Genomic DNA, 20,619 nt, shown 5'->3' on the forward strand with positions numbered 1-20,619 from the left:
AAAATTATGAAATTCTTTTATTGGTTTGCACTTTGTTGTATATAAGTGTCAATAATTTCGAATGCTTTTTTCTCATCCTCTAAATCCACCATAACTTTTAGTGATGTCGCTGTTGGCGTTGTCGTAAAAGTTAAATAATTATTTTCAACAGTGTTTGTGATTTGGGCGTCATCTAATTTAGATTTGATCAATTGAATTTCTGAAGGATTATCACTTTCAAAAACTGATACTCGCGTACTTCTTTCCATATTTTATCCTTTTTGAAATCTAAATATAGTAAGATTTTTCCAAAATTACAAATCTGTGGTTTTAAATTTTGTTAATATTATTTTCTATTTTATCCAAAGCAAGCTGAATTTCTTCTCTGGAAACATTCAGATGTGGTCTAAAACGAATCGATTGATCTCCACACGATAAAATAATTAAACCATCATTGAAAAGTTCATTAATTAAATGGTTTCTCTGCTCTCCCGAAGGAAGGTCTATAGCACACATTAATCCTCTTCCTCTTGCATTGGAAATTTTTTCAGGATACTTCTGAGCTAAATTCTGTAAGCCTTCTAATAAGTACTCACCTACCAGCTTAGCATTCTCCACAAGATTTTCTTTTTCAATAACTTCCATTACCAATTGGAAACGAAGCATATCGATAAAATTCCCTCCAAAAGTGGAATTAATTCTTGAACTTTCTCTGAACACATTATTAGGAATCTGGTCAAATTTCTCTTTATTCGCTAAAACTCCACATACCTGTGCTTTTTTACCAAAAGAAATAATATCTGGTTTTGCAGTAAAATGTTGGAAAGCCCACATTTCTCCCGTAATTCCAATACCGGTTTGTACTTCGTCAAAGATTAAAAGAATTTCATTCTGATCACACAGTTTTCTTAATTCAACAAAAAACTCATCTCTAAAATGGTTATCTCCACCTTCAGCCTGAATAGGTTCAATAATGATACAAGCTACTTTGTCAGGATTGGAAATAATAGCTTCTTCGATATGCAATAGCGCTAATCTTTCATTTTTGATCGTTTCCTCTAAATTCTCTTCAGTGATTGGAAAGCTCAATTTTGGATTAAGGATTCTTGGCCATTCAAACATTGGGAAATATTGATATTTCCTAGGATCAGAAGTATTTGTTAAACTTAATGTATAACCACTTCTTCCATGGAATGCCTGTCTGAAGTGAATACAAATTCCAGCTTCAGTTTGAAGTCCTTTTTCAAAATTCTTACGTGTTTTCCAGTCAAAACATGCTTTCATTGCATTTTCAACGCCTAAAGAACCACCTTCAATAAAGAAAGCTAATTGTAATTCTTCGGGGATAACTACTCTTTCAAAAACCTCTAAAAAATGAGCATATTCCTCTGAATATACGTCTGCCAGCGTTGGTTTATTAACCGCCATTTTTCCTAGCCATTCTGATTTCCCTACAAGGTAAGGGTGATTGTATCCGATAGATGCTGAACCGAACATCGAAAACATATCTAGAAATTTTTTATCTGTAAGTCTGTCATACAGCCATGAACCATGAGATTTTTCGATATCCATTACGAAATCAAAACCGTCTGCCAGTACGTGTTTTCCTACAGTCTCTTTAACTTTATTTGCTTTTATATCAATTGTCTGTTCCATATTGTTGTGATTGAAAGATTAAAGATTGAAAAAAATTTAATTAAAATATATACATTTTTCAATCTTTAAATGATTTTAAATGTTTTAATTAAATATCAAACTTAATTCCTTGTGCTAAAGGAAGACTTGTCGTATAGTTGATCGTATTCGTTTGTCTTCTCATGTAATATTTCCAAGCATCTGAACCCGATTCTCTACCGCCTCCTGTTTCTTTTTCACCACCGAAAGCACCTCCAATCTCAGCACCAGAAGTTCCTATATTTACATTCGCAATTCCACAGTCTGAACCCGCTTGAGAAAGGAATAATTCTGCTTCTCTTAAATTTTGAGTCATAATTGCAGAAGACAATCCCTGAGGAACATCATTTTGAATAGCAATTGCTTCTTCAAGAGTTTTGTATTTTATTAAATATAAAATGGGAGCAAAAGTTTCATGTTGTACAATTTCGTAAGAGTTTTTTACTTCAGCGATACATGGTTTTACATAACATCCAGACTCATAGTCTTTACCGCTTAGAACACCTCCTTCAACAATGAACTTCCCACCTTCTTTTTTACATTTTTTGATTGAATCTTCATATTGAGTAACAGCACCTTTATCAATTAGTGGTCCAACATGATTAGTCTCATCTAATGGATTTCCGATTTTTAACTGTCCGTATGCTTTTACCAATCTATTTTTTACTTCATCATAAACATCTTCATGAATAATCAGTCTTCTCGTAGATGTACATCTCTGACCCGCAGTTCCTACAGCTCCGAAAACAGCACCAATGATCGACATATCGATATCAGCATCTTTAGAGATAATAATGGCATTATTTCCTCCCAGCTCAAGGATAGATTTACCAAATCTTTCAGCAACTTTAGAAGAAACCATTCTTCCTACTCTTGTAGAACCTGTGAAAGAGATTAATGAAACACGCTTGTCATCAACTAGTTTTTGTCCGATCTCGTGATCAGAAACCATCACACTTGAAATTCCTTCAGAAAGGTTATTTTCTTTAAGAACTTCAGCTAAAATATTTTGACATGCAATTGCACAGAAAGGTGTTTTTTCAGAAGGCTTCCAAATGGTTACGTTTCCACATATCCAAGATAATGCTGTATTCCAAGCCCAAACAGCTACCGGGAAGTTAAATGCTGTAATAATTCCTACAATTCCCAGTGGATGATATTGTTCATACATTCTGTGACCTGGTCTTTCAGAATGCATGGTAAACCCGTGAAGCTGTCTTGATAAACCAACAGCAAAATCACAAATATCAATCATCTCCTGAACTTCACCAAGACCCTCCTGTAGAGATTTTCCCATTTCATAAGAAACAAGTTTCCCTAAATCATCTTTATATTCTCTTAATTTTAGACCTAACTGTCTTACAATTTCTCCCCTTTTTGGTGATGGGATCATTCTAAATTCCTGAAATGCTTTTTGAGCAGATTGAATTACCTTTTCATAATCAGCTTCATTTGAAGTTTTTACTTTAGCAATTAATTTTCCATCAACAGGAGAATAACTTTCTATTATTTTTCCTGATGCAAAGTACTTTCCACCTACGGAAGTTCCTTTGTTATCATCTTTAATACCTAGATTTTTAAGCGATTTCTCGATACCGAAATCCTTGACTTTTTTAGACATAAAATATTCCTTTTCGTTTTCTCTAAAGATAAAAATATTATGCGAAACCCAAAATTTTAATTTTCGTTGCGTTTTTATTTGGACTAATTATAAACATGCTTATCTTTGTAATACCAATATTTTAATTTCAGAAATGGAAAATAAGAAACCAATAAACGAACCCGAAAAAGAGGATACTTCAAAATGGAAACAATGGGTTAAGCGTTTTGGGATCGGAGGGATTATATTTTTTACTGTAAAAGGGATTATAACTTCTACACTGATCTATTTCCTGGGAAAGAATTTCTGGACTATTATTAGCACGTATTTTACTACTTTATTTGATTAATAAGGTTATTCATAAAATAAAAAAGCAGAGAAAATTTCCCTGCTTTTTTACTATGCTTTAGTTAAGTTTTCTTTTATTAATCACAAAGCGGATAAAAATCAATAATTTCCTATATCAATTCTGCAACTTTACGATTTGAGTTTTCACTTTTAACTATTCCTTTTTCTTTCTTCCGGACTCAACAAGATTTTGATGAAGCAAATACTCAATTTGTCCATTTACACTTCTGAATTCATCATTTGCCCATTTTTCCAGAAGTTTGTAAGTAGATTCTTCGATCCTTATCACAAAGGATTTTTTGCCTTTTTGAGTGCTTTCGGAAGAATTTTGAGATTTTTGAGGTTTCATTTTTTATTTTTAAAATTTCAAACAAAGACTCTTTTAAATTTCGAGTCTTCTTGCTTTTAAGTTGGCAGGAATTTTAATTATATAAAGTTCCTGCATTTAAAATAGGCTGTGCCGCTTTTTCACCACAAAGAACCACCATAAGATTACTAACCATGGCAGCCTTTCTTTCATCATCTAATTCTACGATATTCTCTGCAGAAAGTTTTTTTAATGCCAGATCAACCATTCCAACGGCCCCTTCTACAATTTTTGTCCTTGCCGCAACAATAGCAGTGGCCTGCTGTCTCTGAAGCATTGCTCCCGCGATTTCTGATGCATATGCCAAATGTGATATCCTAGCTTCCTGAATCACAATTCCTGCCTTTGAGAGACGATCTGTAAGTTCCTGTTCCAGGATAGAATTGATCTTGTCACCACCCTCTCTCAAGGTAATCGGAGCATGATCATCCTCTAAATTATCATAAGGAAAACTCATAGCCAAATGACGCACAGCAGCTTCACTTTGCATTTTTACAAAATCAGAATAACGCTCAACATCAAAAGCTGCTCTATAAGTATCGCCCACTTTCCATACAATAACGACAGCAATTTCAATTGGATTTCCCATCTTATCATTCACTTTTAAAGTCTGTCCCTGTAAATTTTCAGAACGGAGTGATATTTTTTGTGAGGAATACAATGGGTTAATAAAGAACAGTCCGTTATCTTTTACTGTTCCAACATATTTTCCAAAGAAGTTCAATACTCTTGAATGATTAGGCTGAATGATCATTAAGCCTTTCAAAAAGAAACAAGAAGTTAGAAAACATACCATTGCTAAAACAACATAAGTAATACTTTGATCTACTCCACTTATAAATAAGTAAACAGCAGCTATAAATAAAACAAGGCAAATTACCAGTGTTATATAGCCGGACATAGGTTTTAGGATTTTTTCCATATAAATATAAATTTTAAAATGATATTATTTTGATATCATAAAGATATAAATTAGTTTTAAAATATAACAGATAAGTTTCAAGTTTTTAAACCATTAGAAAAATTCCTTTGCAGATCACAACAAAAAATCCCGGAAAATATATTTCCGGGATTTTGTTATTTTAATTGCAAACCTTATTTTTTATTTAATGCTTTAAATTTAAAGTAAGAAGCAGCGGATAATAAGAGCATAACAGATAATCCGATATATACCCAAGCCGGAACCGGAACCGGATCTCCTGCTGCGTAAGAGTGAAGACCTGTTAAATAGTAATTAACTCCAAAATAGGTCATTACCATCGAGCAGAAAGCAAACATCGTAGCTACATGGAAAGCCCATTTACTTCTCAATCCAGGAACCAATCTCATGTGCAGTACAAAAGCATACACCATGATAGAGATGAAAGCCCACGTTTCTTTTGGATCCCAGCTCCAGTATCTACCCCATGACTCATTCGCCCAGATTCCCCCTAAGAAGTTCCCTACAGTTAAAGCAAATAAACCTATAGTAAGAGACATTTCAGAAACAATTACCAATTCTTTTAAAGTGGTATCATGGTGAATTTTATAGGTCTTTTTACTTGAAATAATATAGAATACTAATGATATCACTGCAATGATCATAGATAGGGCAAAGAACCCGTAACTTGAAGTAATGATCGCTACGTGTACAATTAGCCAATATGACTTCAATACAGGTACCAAAGGTGTAATTTGTGGATCAAGAGCAGATCCTCCGTGTGCAAATCCCATCATAATTACTGCAACCATAAATCCTGCAGCAGGAATTAGTGCATTGGCATTTCTGTACAATAATAATCCTGCAGAAATACCGACCCACGAGATAAATATGATAGCCTCATATCCATTACTCCAAGGTGCATGACCTGAAATATACCATCTTGCCACAAGACCTAAGAAATGGAATATATATCCTATCAGACCTAAAACAATAATTGCTTTGATTACTTTACTTAATACTTTGTTAGGCTTGAATAAATCAACAAAACCTAATAACAATAGCAATCCGCCAATTAAAGTATAGAAAATTAATAATTTAAAGTTGATATTCACTTTGTTCATGAACACCTCAAGATCTATTTTAGATTTTGAAGGAACTACACTTTTCCCCCACTTTTGCTGGTAATCTGAAAGCTTCTTCAGTTCAGCATCAGCTTTTTTCCAGTATCCTGATTTCTGAGCAGTTAAAGCTTCTGCAAAATAAGGTCCCATTACCTCCTGAGATTCCATATCCGGTTCAAATTTTTGATCCAACCAAGAATGCCAAGTGTGATTCGGATCATTTTTCACAGGAACAATTCTCATAAACTGCCCACTAAAAAATTCGTTGAAAATCTGAACTCTTTCATTTACAGAAATAATCTCTTTATCATAATTAGTCTGTTCAGCAGGTTTTTTACGGAAAGCGATGTTATAATCGTGCTCCAAAATATAAGTAAGATTACCATTGGCATCCGCTGGGAAAAGATTCATTAATGAAGTATAACCTTCATCATCAGCCTTTGTTTTATTCTTTAATTCGTCTCCTCCTTTAGAACCTACTTTAATAATAGGAACCATTGTCCAGCTTGGGGTATCAGTATTGATAGACAGAAACCATTGATTGGCTGTAAGAGACTTTCCATCTGTTCCTTTGAATTCGTCCTTTTTGTATAGTTTTCTTAAAACATCCAGCGCTTCAGTATTGATAGGAACAATTCTTCCTTCAAAATTCTGAACTAAAAGGTATCCGAATTTATCTGCGTGTTCTTTACTTATTTTATTTCTAGCAATAATTTCATCTGCAGAAATCATTCTCATTTTACCTAATGGACTAGCTAATGAATTTTGTCGCGGAGCTATTTCTTGCCGGTTCGTTTCAGGAACTTGTGCATGAGAATGCCCATCGCCTTCTACATGAATATGTTCTCTGCTTCCATCAGTGGTTCCGTGAGTTTCAATTTTTTGAGCATTTAACCCTAAACTTAGTAGCAATAATACGACTGTTGCCGCTCTTTTCTTATTAACATCTCTCAACATTTTATTTAACTTCCAGAAATGAGTTCCTTTCCAGAAGAAAATAATAAACATTCCAAGAAATAATAAATTGTATCCCAAATAAGAAATCATAGTTCCCCAAAAATCATGATTTACAGATAATACAGTCCCCATTCTATCCGGATCAAAACTTGCCTGGAAAAAACGATATCCGTCATGATTAAGAACGTGGTTCATATAAATTTTATAAGGTGTCTGCTTTCCGCCATCAATAATTTTCACATGGCTTTCGTAAGCACTTGGTGAAGAACTTCCAGGATAGGTTTCCATTACGAAATCATCCAGTTTCAATGCAAAAGGAGTATTATATACTTTAGGACCAAAACCAGCCATAATATTCAACCCGTCCATGGTAATTTGCTTATAGGCATTTGGATTTCCTTTTTCTACAGACAACTCAACAAGCTGTTTTGTTTTAGGACCCTGAATTTCAATTTTCAACATATCAGGAACAGCCTGATCCTTCTTTCTATCGCCTTCAATAGCCAATAACTTCCCTTTTCTAAGTCCTTCAGGTACTACCAACTTTAAATCATTGATACTGTATAAACTTCTTAATGCTAAAGGTTGGAATTCATCTTTTTTAGTATTTCCGGTAGCCTGAGTTGCCATCGTCATATAGGTTGCATCAACCGGAGTTTTAACGAATAACTTCCCGCCTTCATTTTTAAACTCTACAGCACCTTCAATGGCTCTGTTAAAAGTAACAAGAGTTCCATTGATGGATTTTGTCTCTCCCGGTTTGATATAAATATTTTGTCTTCCGGTCTGTCCTGTTGAAACCAAATGAAGGTATTCTGCACCATTCGGATCAGCAATCAGACTGTCTTTTTTTCTTTGAATATATTCTTTAGCAAAGATCTTAACTTCTTTTCCATGGAAATCATAAGTTGCACTAAAGTCTTTATGTAATGGAGACATTAGATAAGGAATATCCTGATAGTTCAGAACATCTCCTTTTTCTTCGATCTGAATTTTGAAGAAATTCTTATCCGTTACAATTTCGTTTGAAGTTTCGCCTTCTCTGATGTGCATTGTTCCTTCAAAACTTACATATCTTGTAATGGCACCACCTATAAAAATAAAAACAAATGCGAGGTGAAACATAAGAACCGGCCACTTTTCTCTCTTCCATAGTCTATATCTACCGATATTTCCAATGAAATTTAAGATCAGCAATACCATAATCAGCTCAAACCATTTTGCTTCATAAATTAATGCTTTCGCTGTAGGGGTTCCATAATCGTTTTCGAGAAACGTTGCATACGCCATAGAGAATGCAAAGACCAGCAGCAACACAGCCATTGTTCTGGTTGAAATAAGAATATCTTGGATCTTCTTCATGATTTATTTTACTTGACATGCAAAAATAAGCATGATTAAGTAAAAGGTCGATAAAAAAAGATGTTTTTTATCATTTTAAAGCCTATATTAGTTATTTTGAATTATTCTTAATAAGCCGAAAAACATTGAGGAAAATTTAAAACTAAAAACCCCGGGATTGTGAATAAAAAAAAGCTATGTGTATTATTGAGTACATCTATTTACCAAGCATTGTTTTCTTTCTTATTTTACTTAAAAATTCATGAGAAATACCCAGGTAAGAGGCCACTTGCTGTTGTGTTATCCTTTGTTCCAGTTCAGGATATTTTTCCAGAAATTCAATATAACGTTTATCAGCTGTCTTATTTAATAATGAAAGTATCCTTCTTTGTAGCGCAATTGAAGATTGTTGATTCATAATTCGGAAGAGCTTTTCAACTACTGGCATGGTTTCATACAGATGAAGCTTTTCTTTTTTTGAAATCATTAATACTTTACTGTCTTCCAGAGCTTCAATATTCAGTGTACTCGGAACGTGATTAATGAGGCTGTCCAGATCTGTGATCCACCATCCTTTGACTGCAAAATACAAAGTCTGCTCGGCACCATTTTCATTTAAAAAACAGACCTTAAAACAGCCCTCTGTCACAAACCCTTCAAAAAGACAATAATCTCCTTCCTTAAGAACTACTTCTTTCTTTTTAAACGCTTTAAGTTTAAAAGGTTCAGAGAATTTTTTAAACTCTTCATCTGAAAACAGGATGTGCTGGTTTATGTTTTTATGTAGTAGATCAAGCATAAAGTTTTAAAAAATTTATAAAATATAAAGATACCAACAATGATGGTATCTTTATAATCCTACTGAAATTTTAGATATTTACCTTTCTTTAAGAAACTCTTCTGTGGACATTACATTTGCATACAAGTTACCTAAAGCTGTAAATCCAGCAAGATAAGATGAGTGTATCTCTTTTGCATTTATTGCTTCACCATACAACTCACGATTTTCAGTTGCACAGGCATCACCAATAACCGTTGTTTTAAAGCCAAGATCCATCGCAGCTCTTACTGTAGCATCTACACAAACATCCGTCATCATTCCGCATATAATTAAATTTTTAATCCCTTTTTTCTGAAGGTGTGCTAAAAGATCCGTATTTCTGAAACTGTTGGGATAATTCTTAATAATGATTCTTTCTCCTTCTACTGGTTGCACAAAGGCATTTATTTCGGCTCCATAGGTATCCGGTAAAAAGAAATCAGCACCTTCATTCACAGACAGATGTTGAATATGAATAATTTCATTTTTTTTACTGCGGACATACTCCAATACTTTACATGCATTTCTCCCTGCCTGTTCGGAACCTGACAAAATGTGTTTACCATCTGGAAAATAATCATTTTGAATATCGATGATCAAAAATGCTTCTTTCATAATAATTCTAATTTTAAAATTTAATAAAGCAAAGTTATTCCCATCCTATTTCCTGACATTTGAACTAGTTCAAAAAATAAAACTATTTAAAATATAAAGGCGGCTAAAGCTGGATTATCATATAGAATCGGGGCATAACCGTCCTATCATAATCAGCATTTAGACCGCCAAATATTATTTGATCATCATATTACTTCCAATAGCTCCATTTCAGGCCATCAAATACGGCTAAAGTTTTACTAGTAGTATCATAACATATCATTCCGGGAAATGGACTTTTCACATTGATATGGGGTGTTGCCACTTTCGGCAGTATCAATGCTTTGTCGAGGGATTCCAACACCAATACTCCAGGCGCATTGGAAGTATGAGATCCCATGATTATTCTGTTTTTTCCCGGCAATTCATTATTAGTATTAAAAACAACACCAGTAATAGATCCCGGATCACTTAATTGAACCCACGCAGCACCTGTATTCATTTTTAGAATTTTATCATTTTTATCCATTAAGATAGTACCCCCTACAGCGTCGTCAGGAAGTATTTCTACAATTGGCAACAAAATACCATTTGTAGTATTCGCTGCAAAATCAAGAAGACCATCCCCATCCACTTTCTCCTTATTTATTGCTATCTGTGCATGCATTGATCCAATAAACAACAACCCTACCATCGTTATAATTCTATTTATTTTTTTCATTTTGTTTTTTGTTTATGCCATCCATTTTATTCAACGATTTATGGAATTAATGGCTTTAAAATTATTAATCGTTACAAGATCTTGATATACAATTCCATGTAGTACCGTTATAAAGTTTATAACTTATCGGTAGTATCAAAAATCAACATCCCCTCTACAGGACTAACTATTTTATCAGAAGCAGTTCTGGTAATTACAAATCCTTTGTTCTTTGATTCTAATGCTAAAAATCCATTAGGAACATTAGCTGGCCAGTTTTGCTGCAGATTAGTATGCCCGCTAATACCCATTCTTGTTATACCATTAGGGGTTCCCGATGCTGGATCTTTAGTACATATCCCATTACAAAGAGGAAGAAGCAAAGCATTGGAATATGCTGTAGAACTACTACTACAAGGATTATCAGAATCTATTTCTATAATAAACTGACTAACAATACCTGAGGTATTATTGTTATCATAAGAGTCTTGTAGATTTACCACCATATCAATTGTACTTATACCTACCGGTATGGTAACATCATTTAAATGAAATATAGTTGCTCCTACTGGATTTACAGCTGGTGTTCCAGTAATTCCGTTGAGAATATAGCTTTCTATTGTCTGACCACCCTCAAGGTTTTCTTCTAAATTTGCTCCTGTTACCGGTGCTCCAGAATTATTCTCAATTGTTAATCTATATGTTACTTTTTGGTTATTTACACCACAAGATACATTAACAGATTTTGTTAATTTATATTTTGAGATATCTACTTCTTGGCCTTTTAATACTTCTAAAGGAGAAGTCTGAAAGCCGGGAACTGAAGCGTCTCCATCACTTTTGTAATTATTTCCCGTATTAAGCACAGTGAAATCGGCTTGTGTCTGATAAGTAGTCCCCGTATTATTCGTAGGTTTCACGTCCACATAAACAGTGTGAGTTCCAGGTGGAACCACTAAATTATTTAATGAAAAAACTTTCCCGGCATATGTTGGTTGCGGATTACCTGATAATTCTACATCATTATAGCTGTCGGGTACATACGCTAAACCTTCAGGAAGATTATTGCTGATACTAATCTTTCTATTAGCCGAATTGTTATTTATAATTCTCATAATCATAGTTGTTTCATTACAAGAATAGACAGGATTGGTTGTAAATGACTGGTAGATATTCATATGATCAGCTGTTGGTTCTGGATTGGCAGCACATTCCAATGCCATATCGCCCCAAGTTAATGATCGCAAAGTTTTTCTTGCGTTAACCCGATTTACTTTACATTCAATTTCTATTTTCTGTACAGGACGATCAAATACAATATTCGCAGTAGAATATAAATAAGTGAAACCTCTAAATGGTCTTATTCCAGTCAGCAAATTTCCATCTATGGAAAAAGTCGTTCTTGTATCATTTACAGGGTATGCATAAGTAACTTTAGGATATACAACCTTTCCATCGCAATATCCTTTTACAGTAAATAGATTTCCATTTCTCAGATAGGTATTAATATTGGAAATTTGAAATCTTGCCTTTACAGATTGATTAAACTCCACAAAATGTCTTGCAACAGCCTTAGTATTATCATACCTTCTAGTAATCACCCAGGTTCCCCGATACATTCTAGGATAAGCTCTTGGTGCATATTCCATTGAAGGGTTTTCTGTATAATCGGAAACCATTTTAACAACTCTAAGCCCTCCCTCTGTGGTATTTCCTAATAAAATATTAGAGATTTCATTCGAAGTTCTACCTGACTGCCCTGCTTGTAACCATGCATAACCTGTTCTGAATCTATATGTTTTTCCTCCTGTACATTGTACACAGTTACCTTCTGTAATCTCCCCTCCGAAAGTAATGTAGCTGTTTTTAGAAAAAATATGATTAAATACGACCTTACCACCGGCATTTATTACACCGGGAACTATTACTAAATTGTTTTGAAAACTTGCATCATCGGCCACCATCATAAAAATATTCGTGTTAATCGAATATGCTGATAAGTCGGCTTGAAGCCATACAGAGCCACTATTATTTGTTTTTTCTACCTGCCATACTCTCTGGATTCTTTTTCTTTCTCCATTTGGATTTATAACTGCTGGAACATCCGTAACATTTCTAGAGGTATTGTTATTATCTCCAAACATCAAAAAAGTATTATCTGCAGTAAAAGACGTTCTGCTTCCTGAAGAATTAGCTGAAGTAAAATCATTAACAGTAGCAACAGTAAGTATCGTTCCACTGTTGATGCTGTTAGATACTCTCTGATCTAATGCTGTCTTATCATCTTTGGCCAGTCCAAAAATATTGCTGTTAAAGCTAGAATTCCTATTGGAATTCCAGGAAATAGTTGTTCCGTCAGAGGCTATATAATTTTGAGGCTGAGCTAATGTAACCCCATATTTAATAGCCAAATAAGAACGAACTCTGTTTCTTTCCCCCAGCGTAATATCTCTTTGAAAACCAATTACTTCTGAAATATCAGTTGCTGCAACTTCTCTCTGTGAGCCTAGAATCGCCCCACCAGTCAGTCTATTAGAAGCAGCCCTGATAATGGGTCCTGAACTATTTATCCCATCAAGACCTGATCTCACAGAACCGCCTTCACTGTAAGAAAAATCAATTAAATGGTTTTTATTTAATGTTCTTCCAACAGTACTTGCTGCTGTAGGATAAAGCAATGCAGAGGTATTATTATTGTTATTATTAGTGATTACAGGAAGGTTAGCTTGTGATAAACTCGAACCTGTAGTAGTTCCTCCAAAACCAATATAATCATGAAACCCCACTAAGTCCTTTGCACTAACCATCATTAGAACAGTGTTTGCTGATTTATTCGTGTATGGTCCGCCATTAGGCACCACCATAAACCTAGCATCAGTAGCACTTGAGGCTCCAAAATCAGCAGAAGGATTAAAATTATGTTTTGGTGATGGCAATATAAGAAAAGGCCTTCTGGTGCTGTTGCTTTGAGTAAAGTTATTACCGGAACCTGAATGGTCCTTCCATGAGTTTGATGAAAACCCATCATTGGCTTTGAGCCAGATTCTTAAATTCGCGTTGACACCTCCGGGTGATTGCCCCCATAGCATATAGCATAGGGTAAAGGAAATAAAAATAAATAATTTCTTCATTTTGTATAATTTTCAATATATGTTTAATTATTGGAGTACTTTACAAGTCGCATTCATTATTCAAAAAAGTAAGTTGATCAAATAATAGAATTTTCACCTCTTAAGAGCTCGCGGAGATAGAAATCAATTCTTCTATAAGAATATGATTTAATCACCTGTGTGTATGCATAATAACATACGCAAGCAGCCAAAGAAGTACTCTTTGCTATCTAATGCGGATTGTAAATTATTTAATTGAGATCCTATAAAACTATAGATAAGTTTTTTTAATCGTAGCTAGAAACAAGTCCTGATCTTATTAAAAGAATCCTGAATTGTGGATATTCTTTTCATAATAACTCATTATAGAATAAATAACAAGGGGAAAACTGATCGATTTAATAGTGTTTAATTTCATACTTGTGTGTGTGTGTTAAATATATGCCAATCAAACGATTCGCTTTCTACTAAGGGTTAAATCCTTAACACAGTGCAACAATACAAAAAAAAAATTAAAGGAATAGGCATTGGATTTTAGGAAAAATCATACAAACATAAAAAGTTATCAAAGTCACACGAATAATACGAATAAAAATTTAACCCATTATAGGACCATACTTTATATTTATTAAATATCAAGAAAGAATATAAATTGATCAAAAGAGAAAATATACCTGTTTCTGGTTTAAAATTATAGATACCCTTATACATTTAATAATAGTTCTCTTCTTCCTCTGGTACTCATTACAATCGTATGGCAAAGACTGATTATTTTGATTAAAGCTAAAATCGAAAAGTTAGTTAAAAAATATTCTTTAGTATTGAAAAAACACTAAATTTGCCGACATTGATATTATGGATAAAAAGACACAAACTAAGCAACAAGATATGTCTGAAAAGGGCAAAATTCTATCTAAACCCCGTATATTTTTCGGGCTTACTTTCATACTTTTTTCTGTCGTCCTTATTTTCTCTTTCATTTCTTATTTAATGAATTGGAAAGCTGATCAAAGTCAGGCTGGAACAATGATGGATAAAAGCATACAATCTTCAAATGTTTTTGGCAAAGTTGGAGATTGGTTAGGAAACATTTTTATATTTGAAAGTATTGGTGTAGCCTCTTTTATCATTGCATTTTTATTTTTAGTGGTTGGAACATTAATTTTAAAAAAGAAAATATTCAAACCTTGGAAAACCATAGGACATTCTTTGTTTTTCATTTGCTGGGTTCCCATTTTCATGGGTGCCATTACAAAAGGTCAAGGTGTTTTAGGTGGAGTTTATGGTTATCAGATCATGGATTCTCTTAATGCAATTATAGGAACAGTAGGGCTTTGGTTGGTATTGGCTTCAAGTATTGCATTATATTTTATTTTGGAATTCAATCTTCGTCCTAGCTCTATTAAAGCTAAATTAAATAACATCAATGAAAATACAATAGGAAAAGTAAGATCAATGATGCCTAGTTCAGATGAAAACTTTGAAGCAGACGAAGAACTGGAAGAGGAGGTTACTGAAGATCACCCAAATATTTCGGTTACTGACACAACAGTCTCTGCTAAGGCTCAGGAGCCTGTAAATGTACCCAAAGGTTTTCCGGATGTTCCAGTATCAACAAATCTTGAAACTATTGCCACCCCTAACCATACTTCATTTGAAGGAGATGAGGATCTTTCTAAATCACTTAATTTAAATCTTAACACCAAACCTACAATACCGGTTTCAACACCTGAACAGGCATTTGATATTAAACCAACTACACAAGATGATATCAAATTTAATGTTGAGATAGCTCCAGTAATTGATGTTTTAGATGATACAGAAAAGAAATCTCAAGAACTTATCGAGAAGCATGGTCTTTATGATCATAAACTGGATCTTCCTAATTTCCAAATGCCAACGGTGGAACTGTTAAAGGATTACGGGAATGAGGAAATCTCTATTAATAAAGAGGAGTTAGAAGAAAATAAAAATAAGATTGTTGGTCTGTTAAAAAACTTCAACGTAGGTATCGCTGAAATAAAAGCGACGATTGGTCCAACCGTTACTTTATATGAAATTGTTCCGGAAGCAGGAATCAGAGTAGCGGCTATTAAAAAATTACAGGATGATATTGCTTTGAATCTTTCGGCATTGGGAATCAGAATTATTGCTCCGATGCCAGGAAAGGGAACAATTGGAATTGAAGTGCCAAGAAAGAACCCTACTATGGTTTCTATGCGTTCTGTAATTGCATCACATAAATTCCAGAATACAGATATGGATTTACCTGTGGTTTTCGGGAAAACAATTTCCAACGAAATCTTCATGGCTGACTTATCCAAAATGCCTCACTTACTAATGGCAGGTGCAACAGGACAGGGTAAATCAGTAGGTATTAATGCTATTCTTACTTCACTACTATATAAGAAACACCCTAGTGAATTGAAATTCGTGATGGTGGATCCGAAGAAAGTGGAACTCTCTTTATACTCTAAAATAGAGAGACATTATTTAGCGAAACTTCCTGATACGGACGATGCAATCATTACAGATACCAATAAGGTGATCAATACTCTGAACTCTCTTTGTGTTGAGATGGATAACCGATATGATTTACTGAAAAATGCTTTCTGTAAAAATTTAAAAGAATACAATAAAAAATTTGCTGAAAGAAAATTGAACCCTGAAAACGGACATCGTTATTTACCTTATATTGTCTTGGTAGTTGACGAGTTTGCAGATTTAATTATGACCGCAGGAAAAGAAGTAGAATTACCAATTGCAAGATTGGCGCAGCTGGCAAGAGCTGTAGGCATTCACCTTATTGTTGCTACTCAAAGACCTTCCGTAAATGTAATTACAGGGATGATTAAAGCTAATTTCCCTGCAAGAGCAGCATTTAGAGTAATTTCAAGTGTAGATTCCAGAACGATCTTAGACTCTACTGGAGCAGATCAGCTGATAGGAAAAGGGGATATGCTTTATTTTAATGGAAATGAAATTTTAAGACTTCAATGTGCATTTGTTGATACTCCTGAAGTAGAAAGAATAGCTGAATTTATTGGTGAACAAAAGGGATATGCTTCTGCATTTTTACTTCCTGAATATGTTTCTGAAGATTCAACAAGTACAGTGGGCACTTTCGATCCCAATGAAAAAGATGCGTTATTTGAAGAAGCAGCAAGAATTATTGTTTCAACACAACAAGGTTCCACTTCTATGCTTCAGAGACAATTGAAGTTAGGATATAACAGAGCCGGAAGAATTATGGACCAGCTTGAGGCTAGTGGTATCGTAGGTGGATTTAATGGAGCTAAAGCAAGAGAGGTTATTATTAGTGACCTTCATTCTTTGGAACAGTTTTTGGAAGATCTGCGTAAATAAAGGGAAAACACCCTGTGCTGTTTAACTTTTTAAACAGGAAAATGTCTAAAGATTAATAAAAGTAAAAAAATGAAAAGTATTATCTCAAAAATTATATTAGGAGGATTTGTGGTAGGGGCTGTTGGTTTATCTAATGCACAGAAGATAGATGCAAAAGCGAAAAAGATATTAGATGATATAACTGCTAACTATAAATCCAAAAAAAACACCTATTTCAAATTTTCTTTTGGAAGCGGTGTTAATGGACAAGTTGCTAAAACTGAGCCTGGAATTTATTATTCTGCAGGCGATAAATATAAATTGAAGATCATGGATACGGAGCAGGTGTTCGATGGGAGTAAAATATATAATATCAATGCAGATGATATGGAGGTAACCATTGCCAAGCCTAATGGAAGTGGCACCATGTTCTCCCCCATCAATTATCTTTCCACTTATAGAAATGATTACAATGTAGCCTATGGTGGTAAGAAAATCGTAAACGGTGTAAGTACAGACCTTATTAAGTTAACACCTGTTAAACCAAACGGTCTAAGTTATGTCTATCTATTTGTAGATTCTGCAAAGAAACAGATGGTGAAACTGGAACAACATGGAAATAATAAAGACGTTGCTGTAATTGCTATTAAAGAATACAAAGAAAATCAGGAATTAGATCCTAATATGTTTGTTTTCGATAAGAATAAATTTAAAAATTACGTCATTACAGAATTGTAATTTAAAAAAGTAATAAAATGTAAAGTCACAAAGTAAACTTTGTGGCTTTTTGATTAATTTTGGCGAATGTTAAAAATACTAGACCGATATATTATAAAAACCTTTTTCGGACCATTTTTCTTTATATTCAGTGTATTGTTTTTCATATTTATTGTAAACATTATCTGGGTTCAATTAGGGCAATTTATGGGAAAAGGATTAAGCTACTGGCAAATCCTTAAACTTCTTTTTTATCTCGGAGTAAGCGTTATCAGTATGGTATTACCGCTTACTATTCTTTTGGCGAGTATTATGTCCTTCGGGGAATTCGGGGAACGCTATGAACTTGCTGCTATGAAAGCAGCCGGAATCTCTTTAACCAGAGTTATGGTCCCTCTTTTAGGGGTAACTGCCCTATTGTCCATAATGCTTTTCTTCTTCTCTAATAATATCATTCCGGACTTCCAAAGGAAGGCCAAGAATATGCTTTTTAACATTGCTCAGACAAAACCGGCCCTTAACTTTACTCCGGGACAGTTTATCGATCAGATCCCAGGATATATGGTAAAGTTTGATAAAATTCAGGGAGAAAATGGTGAAAATATCGAGGGCGTTTTTATTCACAGAAAAGCCAGTACTTTTGAAAATCAACAATCTATTGTAGCGGAAAAAGGAAAATTTATTCCTGCTGCTAATAAAAACTATCTGAAGCTTGTTTTATACAACGGATATGTATTTGAAGATAACTTTGCAGGTAAGGGAGAAGCTGTAAGATTAAAACAGCCTGATCAAGCCATCAAATTTGACACATTGGTTTCTCACTTTGACATTAGTGAGATCATTAATAAAGCAATTGAAGAAGAACAAATCACAGATGATTACCGTTTCCAGACTTTTAATCAACTGAATAAGACCATTGATCTTAATAAAAAAGATAATGACAAATTTTTCACTACCATAACAGGTGATGTTTTGAATCAGACCAATTCTGTGGTTACCTATATGGATAAAAATAATAAATCCAAGGCTCCGGTTAAACAGCAGTTAAAGTTGGATACTGTAAAGGTTAATAAAAGAATGGAGATCATTTATAATGCCTACAATCGTTTGGAAAATTTAAAATCAACTCTTGACGGGAAAACAAATGATTTTAAACCTAATGTTAAATATTTCAGTAAAATCGTTATTTATCAGCAAAGGATACTCTCCTATTCGTTTACATGTATCATATTCTTTCTGATTGGCGCCAGCTTAGGTTCTATCATCAGAAAAGGAGGAATGGGTCTTCCTGTCATTATTGCGATTGTCATATTTATCATTTTCTATGTAATTAATGTGGGTATGGAAAACCTTGCCTGGGCGGGCACCTTAAATCCTTATCTGGCTGCATGGCTTCCTAATATTATACTTTTCCCATTTGGAGTGATCATGACCTATAAAGCACTTACAGATTCACAGTTATTTGATGCTGAGAAATACAAAGCATTACTCAAACCTATTACAAAACGATTCTCAAAAAATAAAGAACATAAGAGATACCAATAATAAAAAGATCCGGAATTACCGGATCTTTTTTATTTTAATTTTTAAATTTACATATGAAATAAGATGATAAATGAATCTAGTAGACAGGGAAAAATTTCTGAGTCCTTTAATCTTAAATTATCTTTATATGAAACTCCTATTTCTTATACTTAGCCTGGCATTTATTTTTTCGTGTAAAAAAGAAACCAATAAAATTCCTGTAAAAAATACTGATTCTTCAGATACATTAACTTCCAACCATAAAAGGGATTCTTCAACGGTGAATAATAAGTTGTTAACCATTGAGGACATCAGAAAGGAATATTATACGATAAACAAGCAATTAAATAAGAAAGAACTTGATTCGGTAAGCTTTGATTATAATTGTAATAATGAAAGATCAGGAACAGTCACTTTTTTTTCCGATCAGAGTGGGCTTAAAATAATAAAACACTTTTATGCAGAGTACAGTCATTTTTCTTCCGTTGAAAGTTATTTCATTAAAGACAATACGCTGTTTTTTATTTTTAAGGAAGACACTTCATGGAATTTTGATGGTGGAACACCTGAAAAGCCAGAAACAAAAGATGATATTATTGAACAGCGTATTTATTTACAAAATAGCAAACCTATTAAATGTTTTGAAAAAAGATATACTATACGCTCAAAGGAATCTACCCGTCCCGATATTGATAAAATTGCCAATAAGGAAATACCATGCTCAGCTGATGAGTTATTGAGTACCTATCAGCAGCTCTTAAAAAACAAAGAAAAGAGAGGCGAAATTAAATGTCTGTAAAAAAGAAACTATTGATCCATCGCTTTCCCCTTATAGATTTTTACAAAAAAGAAGCTGCCCAATCAGACAGCTTCTCTTATATTATTTAAAAAAACTAAAAATTATACTTTCATAATTTCAGCTTCTTTTGTTTTTAAATGGTCATCACAAGCTTTTACATACTTGTCTGTTAACGATTGAATATCATCTTCAATCCCTTTGATAACATCTTCAGAAACGCCTTCAAGTCTTTTAAGTTCTTTCAAACCATCCTGTCTTGCATTTCTTACAACAATCTTTGTTTGTTCTGTTTCTCCTTTAGCTTGTTTTGCCAAATCTCTCCTTCTCTCCTCTGTTAAAGGCGGAACATTCAAAATAATATTTTCCCCGTTATTAGAAGGTGCAAAACCCAAGTTAGAATTAATAATAGCTTTTTCAATAGCACCGATAGCCGTTCTGTCCCAAGGTTGAATAGAAATTGTCATTGCATCCGGAACTGAAACGTTTGCTACCTGGTTAATAGGAGTTGGAGCACCATAATATTCTACCATAACATCCTGAACCATTGACGTAGAAGCACGTCCTGCTCTGATTCTTTGAAATGCATGCTCCAAATGTTTAATAGCTGCGTCCATGTCCTGATTTACAGACTCTACTATAAGATCTAATTCTTCCATTATATAATAAAAATTTGATAGGTTACACAAAATTATAAATGATAA

Annotated in this window: 16 protein-coding genes; 5 read left to right on the plus strand and 11 right to left on the minus strand. The window is 33.8% G+C overall.

The genetic code is table 11. The annotated features are described in order from the left end of the window. Positions 1 to 17 precede the first annotated feature (17 nt). From J7E44_RS02515 to amaB, 3 genes are all read right to left on the minus strand, one after another. Positions 18 to 248 carry a DUF2007 domain-containing protein gene (locus J7E44_RS02515; protein ID WP_214825298.1) on the minus strand — a complete coding sequence of 77 codons (231 nt, stop codon included), beginning with the start codon at positions 246 to 248 and terminating at the stop codon, positions 18 to 20. A 61-nt stretch (positions 249 to 309) separates the two neighbouring features. Further along, entirely contained in the window at positions 310 to 1,635 is a 1,326-nt protein-coding gene (gene lat / locus J7E44_RS02520) for an L-lysine 6-transaminase (protein WP_214825301.1), read from the minus strand. An 88-nt stretch (positions 1,636 to 1,723) separates the two neighbouring features. Continuing rightward, on the minus strand, positions 1,724 to 3,274 hold the full coding sequence (gene amaB / locus J7E44_RS02525; RefSeq protein ID WP_214825303.1) for an L-piperidine-6-carboxylate dehydrogenase: 1,551 nt from the start codon (positions 3,272 to 3,274) through the stop codon (positions 1,724 to 1,726). A gap of 133 nt (positions 3,275 to 3,407) precedes the next feature. On the opposite strand from amaB, the gene J7E44_RS02530 reads away from it, so the two are divergent. Then, positions 3,408 to 3,602 carry a hypothetical protein gene (locus J7E44_RS02530; RefSeq protein WP_214825305.1) on the plus strand — a complete coding sequence of 65 codons (195 nt, stop codon included), beginning with the start codon at positions 3,408 to 3,410 and terminating at the stop codon, positions 3,600 to 3,602. A 153-nt stretch (positions 3,603 to 3,755) separates the two neighbouring features. Here J7E44_RS02530 and J7E44_RS02535 read toward each other — a convergent pair whose 3' ends face one another. The 7 genes from J7E44_RS02535 to J7E44_RS02565 all read right to left on the minus strand — a co-directional run bounded on the left by J7E44_RS02535 (position 3,756) and on the right by J7E44_RS02565 (position 13,554). Next, positions 3,756 to 3,950, minus strand: a complete 195-nt coding sequence (locus J7E44_RS02535; protein ID WP_214825307.1) for a type II toxin-antitoxin system antitoxin — start codon at positions 3,948 to 3,950, stop codon at positions 3,756 to 3,758. Between the two features lie 73 nt (positions 3,951 to 4,023). Next, complete coding sequence (locus J7E44_RS02540) at positions 4,024 to 4,890, minus strand: SPFH domain-containing protein (protein WP_214825309.1); 867 nt, start codon at positions 4,888 to 4,890, stop codon at positions 4,024 to 4,026. A gap of 173 nt (positions 4,891 to 5,063) precedes the next feature. Further along, complete coding sequence (locus J7E44_RS02545; protein ID WP_214825311.1) at positions 5,064 to 8,330, minus strand: cytochrome c biogenesis protein CcsA; 3,267 nt, start codon at positions 8,328 to 8,330, stop codon at positions 5,064 to 5,066. Between the two features lie 196 nt (positions 8,331 to 8,526). Continuing rightward, positions 8,527 to 9,108, minus strand: a complete 582-nt coding sequence (locus J7E44_RS02550; RefSeq protein WP_214825314.1) for a Crp/Fnr family transcriptional regulator — start codon at positions 9,106 to 9,108, stop codon at positions 8,527 to 8,529. Positions 9,109 to 9,186: 78 nt separating this feature from the next. Beyond that, the gene (locus J7E44_RS02555) at positions 9,187 to 9,744 is read right to left on the minus strand and encodes a cysteine hydrolase family protein (protein ID WP_214825316.1); all 558 of its coding nucleotides are present in this window, start codon (positions 9,742 to 9,744) and stop codon (positions 9,187 to 9,189) included. Between the two features lie 190 nt (positions 9,745 to 9,934). Continuing rightward, on the minus strand, positions 9,935 to 10,444 hold the full coding sequence (locus tag J7E44_RS02560) for a phage tail-like protein (RefSeq protein ID WP_251040456.1): 510 nt from the start codon (positions 10,442 to 10,444) through the stop codon (positions 9,935 to 9,937). A gap of 116 nt (positions 10,445 to 10,560) precedes the next feature. Next, positions 10,561 to 13,554 carry a DUF8202 domain-containing protein gene (locus J7E44_RS02565; protein WP_214825318.1) on the minus strand — a complete coding sequence of 998 codons (2,994 nt, stop codon included), beginning with the start codon at positions 13,552 to 13,554 and terminating at the stop codon, positions 10,561 to 10,563. An 834-nt stretch (positions 13,555 to 14,388) separates the two neighbouring features. On the opposite strand from J7E44_RS02565, the gene J7E44_RS02570 reads away from it, so the two are divergent. The 4 genes from J7E44_RS02570 to J7E44_RS02585 all read left to right on the plus strand — a co-directional run bounded on the left by J7E44_RS02570 (position 14,389) and on the right by J7E44_RS02585 (position 19,918). Next, entirely contained in the window at positions 14,389 to 16,899 is a 2,511-nt protein-coding gene (locus J7E44_RS02570) for an FtsK/SpoIIIE family DNA translocase (RefSeq protein WP_214825320.1), read from the plus strand. Positions 16,900 to 16,968: 69 nt separating this feature from the next. Further along, positions 16,969 to 17,616: an outer membrane lipoprotein periplasmic chaperone LolA1 gene (lolA1, locus tag J7E44_RS02575; RefSeq protein ID WP_214825322.1), complete on the plus strand. Its 648-nt coding sequence runs from the start codon at positions 16,969 to 16,971 to the stop codon at positions 17,614 to 17,616. 66 nt (positions 17,617 to 17,682) lie between these two features. Then, the gene (locus J7E44_RS02580; RefSeq protein ID WP_214825324.1) at positions 17,683 to 19,140 is read left to right on the plus strand and encodes an LptF/LptG family permease; all 1,458 of its coding nucleotides are present in this window, start codon (positions 17,683 to 17,685) and stop codon (positions 19,138 to 19,140) included. A gap of 127 nt (positions 19,141 to 19,267) precedes the next feature. Beyond that, entirely contained in the window at positions 19,268 to 19,918 is a 651-nt protein-coding gene (locus J7E44_RS02585) for a hypothetical protein (protein WP_214825327.1), read from the plus strand. A 101-nt stretch (positions 19,919 to 20,019) separates the two neighbouring features. Here J7E44_RS02585 and frr read toward each other — a convergent pair whose 3' ends face one another. Next, positions 20,020 to 20,574 carry a ribosome recycling factor gene (frr, locus tag J7E44_RS02590; protein ID WP_214825329.1) on the minus strand — a complete coding sequence of 185 codons (555 nt, stop codon included), beginning with the start codon at positions 20,572 to 20,574 and terminating at the stop codon, positions 20,020 to 20,022. Between the last annotated feature and the right edge of the window lie 45 nt (positions 20,575 to 20,619).

The organism is Chryseobacterium sp. ISL-6, from assembly GCF_018613715.1.
GTDB classification, from domain to species: Bacteria; Bacteroidota; Bacteroidia; order Flavobacteriales; family Weeksellaceae; genus Chryseobacterium; species Chryseobacterium paludis.